The organism is Bacillus sp. KS1, from assembly GCF_020075515.1.
Classification (GTDB): domain Bacteria; phylum Bacillota; class Bacilli; order Bacillales; family Bacillaceae; genus Bacillus; species Bacillus velezensis.
Genome location: NZ_JACAWW010000004.1, coordinates 512056 through 525015, shown reverse-complemented (window position 1 = coordinate 525015; position 12960 = coordinate 512056). Strand labels below are relative to the sequence as shown.

Annotated in this window: 13 protein-coding genes; 4 read left to right on the top strand and 9 right to left on the bottom strand. The window is 48.5% G+C overall.

The features are described from left to right. The first annotated feature begins 24 nt into the window (after positions 1 to 24). Positions 25 to 699: a DUF2642 domain-containing protein gene (locus HWY38_RS02965; protein WP_224181236.1), complete on the top strand. Its 675-nt coding sequence runs from the start codon at positions 25 to 27 to the stop codon at positions 697 to 699. 48 nt (positions 700 to 747) lie between these two features. Here HWY38_RS02965 and HWY38_RS02960 read toward each other — a convergent pair whose 3' ends face one another. Both HWY38_RS02960 and alsR read right to left on the bottom strand, forming a co-directional pair. Then, positions 748 to 2079 carry an arsenic transporter gene (locus HWY38_RS02960; protein ID WP_224181235.1) on the bottom strand — a complete coding sequence of 444 codons (1332 nt, stop codon included), beginning with the start codon at positions 2077 to 2079 and terminating at the stop codon, positions 748 to 750. Positions 2080 to 2275: 196 nt separating this feature from the next. Beyond that, positions 2276 to 3184 carry an acetoin biosynthesis transcriptional regulator AlsR gene (gene alsR / locus HWY38_RS02955; RefSeq protein ID WP_038460104.1) on the bottom strand — a complete coding sequence of 303 codons (909 nt, stop codon included), beginning with the start codon at positions 3182 to 3184 and terminating at the stop codon, positions 2276 to 2278. A 156-nt stretch (positions 3185 to 3340) separates the two neighbouring features. Here alsR and alsS point away from each other — a divergent pair, with 156 nt between their 5' ends. The 3 genes from alsS (at position 3341) to HWY38_RS02940 (ending at position 6508) form a co-directional block, all read left to right on the top strand. Beyond that, positions 3341 to 5053: an acetolactate synthase AlsS gene (gene alsS, locus HWY38_RS02950; RefSeq protein WP_007407527.1), complete on the top strand. Its 1713-nt coding sequence runs from the start codon at positions 3341 to 3343 to the stop codon at positions 5051 to 5053. 60 nt (positions 5054 to 5113) lie between these two features. Further along, positions 5114 to 5881: an acetolactate decarboxylase gene (gene budA / locus HWY38_RS02945; protein ID WP_003151318.1), complete on the top strand. Its 768-nt coding sequence runs from the start codon at positions 5114 to 5116 to the stop codon at positions 5879 to 5881. Between the two features lie 102 nt (positions 5882 to 5983). Then, on the top strand, positions 5984 to 6508 hold the full coding sequence (locus tag HWY38_RS02940) for an NAD(P)H-dependent oxidoreductase (protein WP_224181234.1): 525 nt from the start codon (positions 5984 to 5986) through the stop codon (positions 6506 to 6508). Positions 6509 to 6632: 124 nt separating this feature from the next. Here the strand turns inward: HWY38_RS02940 and HWY38_RS02935 are convergent, their stop codons facing one another. The 7 genes from HWY38_RS02935 to HWY38_RS02905 are packed head-to-tail and all read right to left on the bottom strand — an operon-like array spanning position 6633 to position 12884. Further along, entirely contained in the window at positions 6633 to 7166 is a 534-nt protein-coding gene (locus tag HWY38_RS02935; protein WP_224181233.1) for an SH3 domain-containing protein, read from the bottom strand. A 60-nt stretch (positions 7167 to 7226) separates the two neighbouring features. Beyond that, positions 7227 to 8144, bottom strand: coding sequence for a ribose ABC transporter substrate-binding protein RbsB (gene rbsB / locus HWY38_RS02930; protein ID WP_224181232.1), 918 nt, complete (start codon positions 8142 to 8144; stop codon positions 7227 to 7229). 13 nt (positions 8145 to 8157) lie between these two features. Further along, on the bottom strand, positions 8158 to 9129 hold the full coding sequence (gene rbsC, locus HWY38_RS02925; RefSeq protein WP_012118605.1) for a ribose ABC transporter permease RbsC: 972 nt from the start codon (positions 9127 to 9129) through the stop codon (positions 8158 to 8160). Continuing rightward, positions 9119 to 10612 carry a sugar ABC transporter ATP-binding protein gene (locus HWY38_RS02920; protein ID WP_224181231.1) on the bottom strand — a complete coding sequence of 498 codons (1494 nt, stop codon included), beginning with the start codon at positions 10610 to 10612 and terminating at the stop codon, positions 9119 to 9121. The genes rbsC and HWY38_RS02920 overlap by 11 nt, the downstream gene beginning before the upstream one ends. Positions 10613 to 10628: 16 nt before the next feature. Continuing rightward, positions 10629 to 11024, bottom strand: a complete 396-nt coding sequence (gene rbsD / locus HWY38_RS02915; protein ID WP_224181230.1) for a D-ribose pyranase — start codon at positions 11022 to 11024, stop codon at positions 10629 to 10631. Continuing rightward, entirely contained in the window at positions 11021 to 11902 is an 882-nt protein-coding gene (gene rbsK, locus HWY38_RS02910; RefSeq protein WP_224181229.1) for a ribokinase, read from the bottom strand. Before rbsK ends, rbsD begins: the two co-directional genes overlap by 4 nt. After that, complete coding sequence (locus HWY38_RS02905; protein WP_044801942.1) at positions 11895 to 12884, bottom strand: LacI family DNA-binding transcriptional regulator; 990 nt, start codon at positions 12882 to 12884, stop codon at positions 11895 to 11897. The genes rbsK and HWY38_RS02905 overlap by 8 nt, the downstream gene beginning before the upstream one ends. Positions 12885 to 12960 lie beyond the last annotated feature (76 nt).

The following is a 12960-nucleotide window of genomic DNA, read 5'->3' as shown; positions in this document are numbered from 1 at the left end:
AAACGCGGGAGAGGGGGGAATGAAATGGCTGGATTAAGCAGATTTCTGGATAAACAAGTCGATATTGAGATATCGGGGAATACGACATTTTCAGGAACTCTTTTGGATATCGGTCAGGATATCATTGTGATACATGACGGCCGGACGTTTCTTTATATTCCGCTGCTGCATCTTCAGAGGATGACATTGACGCTCGCGGACGAAGAGAATAAAGAACCGTACGCAAGAAAAAAAAGTCCGCATCCCGAAAAACAGGAACATTCCTTTTCTTACCGGAATACCCTCCAGCATATAAAAGGCAGATTCACAGAAATATTTGTTACGGGAGACCGTTCCATTCATGGGTATGTGACAAGTGTTTTAAATGATTATTTTGTTTTCTTCTCTCCGGTTTATAAGACTCTTTTCATCTCGATGCATCATTTGAAATGGCTGACACCCTATTCCGATGAGCAGACGCCGTATACGTTAAACAGTTCAGAGCTGCCGGTTGTTCCCGCTAATGTGCCCCTTGTCCGGAATTTTGAGGAGCAATTAAAAAGATATATCGGGAAGCTGATTATTCTGGATTTAGGAGATATACCGAATAAAGTGGGGCTGTTGCAGGATGTCTCAGATAATATTCTTGAACTGACCAATGCAGACGGCGATACTGTTTTTTGGAAATTGAATCATTTAAAAACCATGCACCTGCCATAAATGATAAAACTGCCTCTCTTATACAGCAGGCAGTTTTTTTCATGGGAGCTAAAGGTAAATCCAACTGATCCAAACATATAAAACGGTAATGGTAAACACGACGGTGAGAGGGACAATGATAATGGTCGTTTTGATATATTCTGACCAAGAAACTTTTTCGCCGTGCTGTCTGATGATATGCATCCAGATCAGCGTGGCTAAAGTCCCGATCGGCAGAAGCAATGATCCGATATCACTGCCGATAATATTAGCCAGATAAATGATTTTTACGGTTAATGGGTCGATGGACATTTCAGTTAATGTCAAAGTGCTGATCATTAAGGCGGGATGGTTATTGAACAAATTAGAGAGGACGGATGTAGCAATGCCCATAATAGTTGCAGCGTGGGCAATGCTTTGCGAGACATAAGGCTCAATAGACTGAACAAGCAGCGCCGTCAGTCCGATATTATGCAGTCCGTAGATGATAATGTACATCGTGAAGGCAAAAATAAAGATATGCCAAGGCGCTTTCCTTAATAAGTCTGCCGGTCCGATTTTTAAATAAAACCATCTCCAGCCAAGCAGGATGACTGAACTGATGACAGCCACGAGCGAAACGGATATGCCGTTGTAAGAAGCTGCAAACAGACTGATCCGGACGAACAATACAAATACCAAAACACAAAACATGATGTTCGTACGGCTGTTTTGGGTCGGGTCTGGCGGAGGCTGAAGCGGATGATATCGTTTGTGTTCCAGCGAGTCAAAGTGAACCGGAATATCGGGGAGCTGTTTCGGCAAACGGCGGTAAAAAACGGCAAAGAGCAGAAAGGCCATAAACACCAGTCCCAGCGTGCCGGGGATAAACATCATATTGGTGTACAAATAAAGGTCCATGCCTATCATTTTGAGAGAAATTAAATTGACGATATTACTGACGCCGATCGGGGTGCTTGCGGCCGTCGCAATTAATACGCCGCTTATTAAATACGGTGTTTTCTGATGTCTTTTAAGTCCGAGATATTGTAAGACCAATAGTAAAATAGGAGTGGTGATTAAGACGCTGCCGTCATTATTCAGAAAGAGCGTCATTGAAAAACAGAGCAGGTTGGTCAGCCAAAAAAGCCGGATGCCCGATCCCTTGGCGCGGTGAAGCAGTTTGGCTGCCGCCCAGTTAAAAAAACCGAAGCTTTCCAGCGCGATTGCCATAATCATTGTGGAGATAATGGTGATTGATGCTCCGGTGACTTTTGACCCTATATCGCCCAAATCATGAAAGGAAACGGTTCCGCATAACAAAACGAGAATGGCGCCCAGCGACGCCGGAACGGCTTCATTTAATCCCCCGGGTCTCCAAAATATAAAAATAATGGTCACAAAGAAAGAAATCAGGGTCAAAATGACGGTAATATGTGTAATGTGTTCTGCCTCCTTTTAGATGGGTCATTGCCGCCCCGTTATTTTTATCCCTCCTGATCAGTTGTACTGTATGTATACGGGTACAGGTCGTAAGGTGTACTGAGCGTTTCTACCAATTTAGTAAAAATCCATAAAAGCACAAAAAAAAAGAGGCTGCTTTCGGCGGCACTCTTTTTTATGCATTTTCCTTATCCGCCTGCAATAAAGCCTGGCGCTTATTCATAATATCCAGAAAATGTTTCAGAATCGGATTTTGATTATCCTTGCGGTAGGCAATGACCCATTCGGCCGTGAGCTGCACCTGATTAATGCCGCGGTAGGCGACTTCGAGATTAAACAGCTTTCTAGCAGAAGAAGGCACGAAGGTTACGCCGATGCCGGCACTAACCAATCCGATCACCATTTGATACTCCGTCGCTTCCTGAACGATTTTCGGTTTGAAGCCCGCCTGCTCGCAGTAGTTTACAAACTCTAGGTATAAAGTCGGCCATGTTTCTTTCGACAGTGTGATAATCGGTTCATTTTTTAAATCCTGAATGTCGATTGTCTGTTTAGCGGTAAGCGGGTGCTGCTTCGGCAAAGCCAGAATGCACGGGCTGCTCTGCACCTTTTCCATATGTAACGCGGAATGCTGTAAAGGCGGATGAAGGATGCCGATATCAATGTTCCCCTTCAGAAGTTCTTCCTGCTGTCTGAAAGAAGAAATTTCACGCAGATCAAGCTTGACGGAGGGGAATTTTTCGCGGAATTCCCGAATGATCGGCGGCAGAAATTCATATGTGGCCGAGCCGACAAAACCGACGACAAGGCGGCCGAGCTCTCCCCGCGCCGTTCTCTGCGCCATTTCAATCGCTTTGTCTATTTCTTCGATCGCGTTTCTGCTGTGTTTTAAAAAACTTTCTCCGGCAGCTGAAAGCTCTACAACCCGTTTCGTGCGCTTTAATAAGGTCACGCCGACTTCCTTCTCAAGCTGTTTGATCTGCTGGCTGAGAGGCGGCTGTGTCATATTTAACCGAAGCGCAGCTTTGCCGAAATGAAGTTCTTCGGCAACGGCAATAAAGTATTGAAGATGGCGAAGCTCCATCCTTATCCATTCCTTTCTCTTTGTTAATTATTCGTGAAACATATTAATCATACGGCGAATTGATATTGGAGGTCAATTTCCAAAGAGTGTATAGTGAATAATATCACAAATTACTTAAAATTTTATATTTAATATGCATAATAAGGAGTGAGGGTGTTGGCAAAAGCAACAAATGAACTAAAAACCTCTGGAAAAAATCGGGGGGCGGAGCTTGTTGTTGATTGCTTAGTGGAGCAAGGTGTCACACATGTTTTTGGCATTCCGGGTGCAAAAATTGATGCAGTATTTGATGCGTTAAAAGATAAAGGACCTGAACTGGTTTTATGCCGTCACGAACAGAACGCTGCATTTATGGCTGCGGCTGTCGGAAGACTGACTGGAAAACCAGGCGTTTGTCTCGTTACTTCAGGCCCGGGGGCATCCAACTTGGCGACCGGCTTGTTAACGGCTAATACAGAAGGTGATCCGGTAGTGGCGCTGGCGGGTAACGTAATTCGTGCAGACCGGTTAAAACGGACACACCAATCATTGGACAATGCGGCGCTATTTCAGCCGATTACAAAATACAGTGTAGAAGTACAGGAAACAGGGAATATACCAGAAGCGGTAACAAACGCCTTCAGGGCAGCGTCAGCAGGTCAGGCAGGCGCGGCTTTTGTGAGCTTTCCGCAGGATGTTGTGAATGAAATCACAAATGTGAAAAACGTACGCAGCGTGCCGGCGCCGAAACAAGGCCCTGCACCGGAAGAAGCGGTCAGCGCGGCTATCGCGAAAATCCAGACGGCGAAACTTCCCGTTCTGTTAGTCGGCATGAAAGGCGGTAGACCGGAAGCGGTAAAACAAATCCGCAAACTGCTTGCCAAAACAAAACTGCCTTTCGTAGAAACGTACCAAGGGGCCGGCACATTGTCCAGAGAGCTGGAAGACCAATATTTCGGCCGGATCGGACTGTTCCGCAACCAGCCGGGCGATCTTCTGCTTGAACAGGCGGATGTCGTATTAACGATCGGTTATGATCCGATTGAATACGATCCGAAGTTCTGGAACGTAAACGGCGACCGTGCTATTATCCATCTTGACGAAATCCAGGCCGATATCGATCATGCCTATCAGCCGGAATTAGAGTTATTAGGCGATATCGCCGCTACGGTTAAACAAATTGAACACGACGCTGTGACATTTGATATGGGCAGCCGTGAACAAGAAGTGCTGAGCGAATTAAAACAGATGCTCACAGACAGCGAGAAGGCGCCAAGCGACCATAAATCTGACAGAGTGCATCCTCTGCAAATCGTCCAAGAACTGCGCAATGCAATTGACGACGACGTAACCGTCACTTGCGATATCGGTTCTCACGCGATCTGGATGTCCCGCTACTTCCGCGCTTATGAGCCGCTGAAACTGTTGATCAGCAACGGCATGCAGACATTGGGTGTAGCGCTTCCTTGGGCGATTGCCGCCACATTGGTGAATCCGGGTGAAAAAGTCGTATCCGTTTCAGGAGACGGAGGATTCCTGTTCTCTGCAATGGAATTGGAAACGGCAGTCCGCTTAAAAGCGCCGATCGTTCACCTTGTATGGAATGACAGCACATATGATATGGTCGCATTCCAGCAAATGAAAAAATATAACCGTACATCATGCGTAGATTTCGGAAACATTGACATCGTAAAATATGCAGAAAGCTTCGGCGCCACCGGCTTGCGCGTTGAATCACCGGAACAGCTGGCAGACGTGCTGCAAAAAGGCTTGAACACAGAAGGCCCTGTCATCATTGACATTCCTGTCGATTACAGTGACAATGTCCATTTATCAAGCGACATGCTTCCGAAGCAATTCAAAGAAAAAATGAAAGCAAAAGCTCTCTAGCACTCTGCGCACCATGACCTGTTTTCTAAAACAGCCCAATTTAAAAGGAGTGAAGGGAATATGAAAAACGCAAGCGACATCCATATGATGAGCCGCGGAGAAAAAGGCTCACCTGAGGATCAGATCTATCAAGTATCCACAATGACATCTCTGCTGGACGGAGTATATGACGGAGATTTTGATATGGCTGACATTCCGAAATTCGGTGATTTCGGAATCGGCACGTTCAACAAACTGGACGGCGAATTAATCGGATTTGACGGAGAATTTTACCGTCTGCGCGGCGACGGAACGGCTACGCCTGTTAAAGGCGGAGACCTGTCACCATTCTGCTCATTCACATTTTTCACGCCGGATATGACGCATACGATCGACGGCGAAATGACCCGTGAAGAATTCGAGCAGGAAATCGCCAGCCTTCTGCCTAGTAAAAACTTATTTTATGCGATCCGTTTAGACGGCGTATTTAAAAAGGTGCAGACAAGAACGGTAGAACGCCAGGAGAAACCGTACGTTCCGATGATCGAAGCGGTGAAAACACAGCCTGTGTTCAACTTTGACGACATTCAGGGTACAATCGCCGGCTTCTGGACGCCGGGTTACGCAAACGGCATCGCTGTTTCCGGATATCACCTGCACTTCATTGATGAAGGACGCAATTCCGGCGGACACGTGTTTGACTATGTCATTAAAGATTGTAAAGTGACCATTTCTCAAAAAATGAATATGAACCTCAAGCTTCCGAATACGGCGGACTTTTTCAACGCAAATTTAGATAATCCGAATTTTGCGAAGGACATCGAAACAACCGAAGGAAGCCCGGAATAAATTAAAAAAGAAAGCCTCATTTTTCTCGGGGGCTTTCTTTTTATTTGGCTGAACCGGCAAAGATTAGGTAAAATACAGTCAAAAGGGAAAGGTGTGGTAGCTGTGAAAGTATTGGTATTAGCGGTTCATCCTGACATGGACAACTCAGCGGTCAATAAGGCGTGGACAGAAGAATTAAAAAATCATGATGAAATCACGGTCCGTGAGCTTTATAAAGAATATCCGGACGGGAAAATAGATGCGGAAAAGGAACGGCAGCTGTGTGAACAGTATGACCGGATCGTATTTCAATTCCCGCTGTACTGGTACAGTGCGCCTCCGCTTTTAAAAACATGGATGGATCATGTGCTGGCGTATGGCTGGGCTTACGGCTCCAAAGGAAAGGCGCTGCACGGCAAAGAATTGCTGCTGGCTGTTTCCGTAGGTGCCGGAGAGGATGCATATCAGGCAGGCGGGTCCAACCATTTTTCACTGAGCGAGCTCTTAAGGCCGTTTCAGGCAATGGCTAATTTTACGGGTATGACCTATTTGCCGGCTTTCGCGATGTACGGGGTAAGCACCGCCGATGCTGCGGCTATCCGTGACAATGCCAAACGACTGGCGGATTACATAAAGAAGCCATTTTAGAGTCGTATGCATTCATCTTCTTCCGACAATATTTCCTGAGAAATATTTCGAACCTTAGACGTTTCTGACTGCTCAAGAAAGAAAAAACGGATTTCGCGCTGAATTTGCGAAATCCGTTTTGCTATTATGTCAGTTTTTGCAGATCTTTTGTGCTGATATATCCCGTGGCGCCCCCGTAATCGACAAGCGCCCAGCCGAAGTCAATGCCGCCGCCGGCTGTCTTTTTCCATCCGAGGAAAGAAACGCTCGTGTTTTTAGCAAGGGAAGCTTTGACCGCTTGTTTGTCTGTATATACTTTTGTTTTTGCCGTCGTTTTTACGGTTGTTGCTTCTTTAACAATATAATGAGTAGATACAAATCCTGTTTTTCCGTTTTTATAATGTACTTTTGCCCAGTCAGCGTTCTGGAATGAAACGATCTTTAAGCTGTCGCCTAAATGAAGGGTATCAGCTCTCGGACTGGCTGCTGATGCTTTTGTTCTGACGTTCAATGCTTCCACGGAAACGAGATAAGAGTCAAGCGGGTAGCTGTACAGATCGTCAATTTTGACCGCTTCTTGCGCGTGTGTCTCCGGAAGAGGCGTTATTCCGGCAGCTGAAGCCGCTGATATTCCCGCTGCAAGGGTCAGAATGGATGCCGCTTTGGCTGTTTTCTTCATCTGTATCTCTCCTTTTACTTCATCCTTTCACGTTTTACCGGAAGTCTAAACATCGGCCGGTTATTTTTGTGTTTGAAGTTTCAATGGAGCGGAAATGGTTTTTTTGACTTTTTCTCCTTTGAGCACCTGCTCCGCCGCTTCGGCCGCCAGTTTTCCGATCAGCTCCGGCTGCTGGGCGACCGTGGCTGTCAGCTTTCCGTTTTTAATGGAAGAAATCGCATCTTTATTTCCGTCGAAACCGACGACCAAAATGTGTTTGCCCGAGCTGTTAATCGCTTCGAGCGCCCCGAGTGCCATTTCATCATTATGGGCGAACACGGCTTTGATATCCGGATGTCCCTGCAGAAGGTTTTCCGTGACGGTCAATCCTTTTGTACGGTCAAAATCCGCCGCTTGCTTTGTTACGACATCCAGCTTTTTGTCGGCAATATGATGAAAGCCCGTTCCGCGTTCCCGTGTCGCGGATGCGCCCGGCACCCCTTGCAATTCAGCCACTTTGGCGCCTTTTCCGAGCTGACCGGCGAGGTAGTCGGCCGCCATTTCTCCTCCTTTGACATTGTCAGAGGCGACAAGCGTTTCGACTTTGCCGTGTTCGGCTGAACGATCAAGCGCAATGACGGGAATGCCGAGGGAATTTGCTGATTCGACGGCTGTTGAAATCGCTGATGAATCGGTCGGATTGATCAGCAGCGCATCGACTCCCTGCTGGATCAAATCTTCTACGTCATTTGACTGTTTAGATGAATCATTTTGAGCATCGACAATAATGACCTTCATGCCCCGTTTTTTGGCTTCCTTTACAACGCCTTCTTTTAATGAAACGAAGAACGGATTGTTCAATGTGGAGACGGAGAGCCCGATAGTGAATTCTTTTTTATGTTTTGTGTTTGACGGTTTTGCCCATTGCGGCGGTTCAAGTGAACAGGCGGACAGCAAAAACAGTGATAATGCCGCGATCGTGATGATGGCTTTCTTCATAATGGTCCTCCTACTATGCCGATTTTTTGCGGTCCAGCAGCACCGCGATTAAAATGACGATTCCTTTGACGACGAGCTGATAAAAAGATGATACGCCGAGAAGGTTCAAGCCGTTGTTCAGCGTACCGATAATCAAAACCCCGATCAGCGTACCGATGATGCGCCCTCGACCGCCGGACAGGCTCGTTCCGCCGAGAACGACCGCTGCGATGGCGTCCAGCTCGTATGATTCCCCGGCCGTCGGCTGTGCGGAATTTAAGCGTGATGTCAGAATCGCTCCCGCCAGCGCCGATAGTAAACCTGTCAGAGAATAGATCATGATCTTGATGCGGGGCACTTTGATTCCCGATATCAGCGCCGCTTTCTCATTGCCGCCGATGGCGTATGTCCGGCGGCCGAACGGTGTTTTGTGCAGAAGAACCCACAGGGCCGCAAATGCAATCAGCATCGTAATGGCAGGTACGGGAATGCCGAGAAAATAACCGCGCCCGAATAATTGAAATGCGTAATTTGAACCGAGCCCCGTAATCGGATTTCCGTCCGTATAGACGAGGGTCAGTCCGCGAAAGACGGTCATTGTCGCCAAAGTGGCGATGAACGGCGCCATTTTTCCTTTTGTGATTAATAATCCGTTTATCATGCCGAGTACGGCGCCGATCACGCAGCCGATGATGACGGCTAAGATCGGGTCGATGCCTGAGACCATCATACCTGCGACCAATGCGCTCGATAAGGCGAGGATGGCTCCGACAGAGAGATCAATTCCTCCCGTTAAAATGACAAACGTCATTCCGAATGCAATCAGAGCGTTAATCGCAACCTGCCGAAGAAGGTTGAGAATATTGAGGGGTTCAAGAAAACTCGGGTTTAAAACGGAAACGATCAGCACAAGAATCAGTAAGCCGAGAAACGGACCGAGTTTTTGCGTAAAGGTATGAATGGAAAATCGCTTTTGTTCAGTTGATGTCATTGGTTCAGTTTTCATTCTGCTGCCCTCCCGTGGCAAGTGTCATGATGTGTTCTTGTGTTGCGCCGGCCGCATTGATTTCTCCGCTGATGCGCCCTTCGTGGACGACGATGATTCTGTCACTCATGCCGAGAATTTCCGGCAGCTCGGAAGAAACCATGATGATGGCGACTCCGCGATCGGTCAGTTCATTCATTAATGAATAGATTTCCCTTTTCGCGCCTACGTCGACGCCTCTTGTCGGTTCATCAAGGATGAGAACTTTCGGGCCGATTCCGATCCATTTGGCAATGACGACTTTTTGCTGGTTCCCTCCTGATAAATGCCGGGCGGCGGTTTCCGGAGATGCGGTCTTAATGGTCAGACGCTTGATGAGCAGCTCAACGAACTCCGCCTCGCGTTTTCGGTCAATGATGCCTTTCGGAGAGAAGCTGGTCAGGTTCGGCAATGAGATATTTTCACGAATGGACGTATCCAGCAGCAGCCCTTCATCTTTGCGGTTCTCCGTAATCAGGCCGAGTCCCTTGCGGATGGCATCGTACGGACCCCGAATGCCGGTTTTTCGGCCGGAAATCCAGATCTCTCCGGAATCGAGCCGGTCAATTCCGAACAGCGCCCTCATGATTTCTGTCCGTCCGGCACCCATTAAGCCGGAAACGCCGAGGATTTCTCCGGCGCTCACATGGAAACTGATCTGTGAAAAGCTTCCTTTTTTTGAGGCGTTTTTCACTTCGAGCACCTTATCGCCGAGTGACGGCGTGCGAGTCGGATACCGATCGGTCAGCTCCCGCCCGACCATTTTTTTGACCACTTCATCAAAATTAGTATCTTTAATATGCGCCATATCCACAGTGAGGCCGTCCCGCATAATGGTGATCCGGTCGCAAATCGAAAATATCTCTTCCATTCGGTGCGAAATATAGACGATGGATACGCCGTCCCGCTTTAACGCCGTCATCACGTCAAACAGTTTGCTGATTTCTCGTTCGGTCAGCGCCGCGGTCGGTTCGTCCATAATAATGACTTCGGCGTTTGTCATCAGCGCTTTGGCAATCTCAATCATCTGCTGCTGTCCGACGGAACATTGTCCGGCTTCCCGGTCAAGAGGAAGGGAGACTCCCAGTTTTTCAAGCTGTGATTTTGCTAGCGCTTTCATTTTCTTCGTTTCCAAAACGCCGAACGCCGTCGTCAGCTCTTTGCCGATAAAAAGGTTTTCAAGCACCGTCATGTCCGGCCATATATTCAGTTCCTGATGGATAAAGGCGATTCCGTGCTTTTCGGCTTCCTTTGGATTGGAGAAGCTCATACTTGTTCCGTTTATCGTAATGTTTCCCTTGTCGAGCCGGTGGAGCCCGGTGAGCAGATTCATTAACGTCGATTTGCCCGCTCCGTTTTCTCCCATTAAAGCGTGGATTTCTCCCGGCAGAAGCTCAAATGAGACGCCGGAGAGCACTTGGTTTTTGCCGAATGCTTTATGAATGTCTGTCATGCCGATGTGCATGCTGGATCCCTTCTTTCTAGAAAATCACACCCGCCTGCAGGATGCAGTTGGCGTATGGTGTCATTTCACCCGTTCGGATGACGGCTTTTGCTTTCTGTGTGAGCCGTTTGAATTCCCCGTGGGACATGTACTCGATCGTCTGCGCTGAGAAATGGCTTTCTATGAAACTTGCATTCTCAGGATTTGCGTCTTTGATCTCGGAAGCGGCTATCACCTTTTCGACTGCCATCTCCCCGGCTACCAGGCTGGTCACGTCCCGAAAGGCGGGAACGCCCGCCGTTAAGGACAAATCAATTTTAGGGACGCCGGCAGGGGCGGGGAGACCCGCATCGCCGATTGCGATGAGGTCTGTATGCCCGAGATCGGCCAATACTTTGGCAATGTGGCTGTTTAACATTCCGTGTTTTTTCATGACAGCAGCTCCTCAACTTCTTTTCTGGCCGGCATCCCGCCTTGGGCGCCGAAGTGCTGCACGGACAGGGAGGCGGCGCGGTTGGCAAACAGGAGCGCTTGCTCGATGTCCCGTCCTTCCGCGAGTGCGACGGCAAGTGCCGCATTAAAGGTATCGCCGGCGCCCGTCGTGTCGACCGCTTCTGCAGGGAAGGCGGGAACAAGCCGTTCCGCGGTGCCGTCTGAGTAGCGCACACCTTGTTTTCCTTCGGTAATGAACAGTTTGCCGGGATAGCCGGCGAGCGCTTCTTCTTTCGTCCGGTCAGGAAATAAAATGGATGCTTCATGTTCGTTGGGCGTAAGATATGCGGCATCCTCAATCGTCGATTGTTTCAGCTGCCGGGCAGGCGCGGGATTCAGGATAACCGGAATTTGCTGCGCGCGGCAGTAGCTGCACACTTCTTCAACGGTTTCTTCAGGAATCTCCTGCTGGATCAGCACGATATCAATTGCGGGAAGTTTTGCCAGCGCACTTTTAGCATAATCGGGGGAGATGTCATCGTTTGCGCCTTTGACGACGACGATGCTGTTGTCTCCTTCTGCGAGCACAATATGAGCCGTTCCGCTTTTTTTATGTGTAACCGTTTCCATATAGTCCGTATTGACACCGTTTGCCTTCAGGTTTTCAATAATCGCTTTTCCGTAGCTGTCATTGCCTGCTTTTCCTACCATATATACGTTTGCGCCCAGGCGGGAAGCGGCTACGGCCTGATTTGCGCCTTTTCCTCCGGGCACAGTTTGAAAGTCTGTGCCCAGTACGGTTTCTCCGGCTTTCGGACGCCGTTCAGATGTGACGACCAGATCCATAGAACAGCTTCCGATAACACAAATTTCACTCATGGTGATCATCCTTTCTCGTCGTTTGTCTTCTTATGTAAGTCACGGGCATTTGAATGGCCGTCTCTTTCGGCGGCTCTTTCTTTATCAATTGCAGCAGCAGGTTTGCCGCTTTTTTTCCCATCTCATATGCAGGCTGGCGGATGGTTGAAAGCGGCGGGAACAAAAGCCTGCTCTGCGGAATATCGTCGTATCCGATGATCTGAATCTCCTCCGGAACTTTTTTGCCGAGCCGCAGCGCCTCATGGAGGACGGCAGCCGCCGCAATGTCGTTGCTGGCAATGACTCCGTCGGTTTCAGGGTATGCTGCAAACAATTCTTCTGCTAAAATGGCGGCATCCTTGATGGAAAATGAAGCGGCGGAGATGACATTGAATGGCGCGCCTGCTTTTTGCAGCACGTTAAGTGCGCCGTTAAAACGTTCCTGAGCGGTCGGAAGGTGGACTGGACCTTTGACAAGCGTGATGCTTGTGCTTTTGCCGCGAAGCATTTCCTCAGCCGCCCGTTTTCCGCCTGCCCGCCCGTCACTGAATACGGATGGGGCGCCTTCTTTTGTCCGGTCCAGAAATACGACCGGGTAAAGGCTGCCGCTGTATTCGGGAAGGTCGGGGTAATGGGTGGCCGCCAAAATACCGGCAACTTGATTTTGTTTAAATGTTTGCAGGTAGTCGAGTTCTTTTTCCAATTCTTCATCGCTGTTGCCGATGATCAGCCGGTATCCTTCCCGCTGCAACTCGTCTTCAGCGCCGCGGGCAAGCTGAGGGAAAAAGGGATTCGTAATATCCGGAAGCAAAAGCCCGACCAGTCTGGATTCTCTTTTATAAAGAGAGCGGGCAACTTCATTCGGATAATAATTCAGCTTCTCCATGGCAAGCATGACCTTCGTTCGTGTATCTTCATGCACGTAGCCGTTGTCATTGAGGACACGCGAAACCGTGGCAACAGAGACGCCGGCAGCGCCTGCGACATCTTTAATCGTTGCCAACAAACACTCCTCCTTCATTTATGTAACCGTTTACATAAAAAGAGTAACACGAATCATTTCGGTTGGCAACAAAAAA

Excerpts from the sequence above, each read along its gene's own strand:
- budA (WP_003151318.1), top strand. The coding sequence starts at position 5,114 with ATGAAAAACGCAAGCGACATCCATATGATGAGCCGCGGAGAAAAAGGC.
- rbsD (WP_224181230.1), bottom strand. The coding sequence starts at position 11,024 with ATGAAAAAACACGGAATGTTAAACAGCCACATTGCCAAAGTATTGGCC.
- alsR (WP_038460104.1), bottom strand. The coding sequence starts at position 3,184 with ATGGAGCTTCGCCATCTTCAATACTTTATTGCCGTTGCCGAAGAACTT.
- HWY38_RS02965 (WP_224181236.1), top strand. The coding sequence starts at position 25 with ATGGCTGGATTAAGCAGATTTCTGGATAAACAAGTCGATATTGAGATA.
- rbsB (WP_224181232.1), bottom strand. The coding sequence starts at position 8,144 with ATGAAGAAAGCCATCATCACGATCGCGGCATTATCACTGTTTTTGCTG.
- HWY38_RS02935 (WP_224181233.1), bottom strand. The coding sequence starts at position 7,166 with ATGAAGAAAACAGCCAAAGCGGCATCCATTCTGACCCTTGCAGCGGGA.
- rbsK (WP_224181229.1), bottom strand. The coding sequence starts at position 11,902 with ATGAGTGAAATTTGTGTTATCGGAAGCTGTTCTATGGATCTGGTCGTC.
- HWY38_RS02920 (WP_224181231.1), bottom strand. The coding sequence starts at position 10,612 with ATGCACATCGGCATGACAGACATTCATAAAGCATTCGGCAAAAACCAA.
- rbsC (WP_012118605.1), bottom strand. The coding sequence starts at position 9,129 with ATGAAAACTGAACCAATGACATCAACTGAACAAAAGCGATTTTCCATT.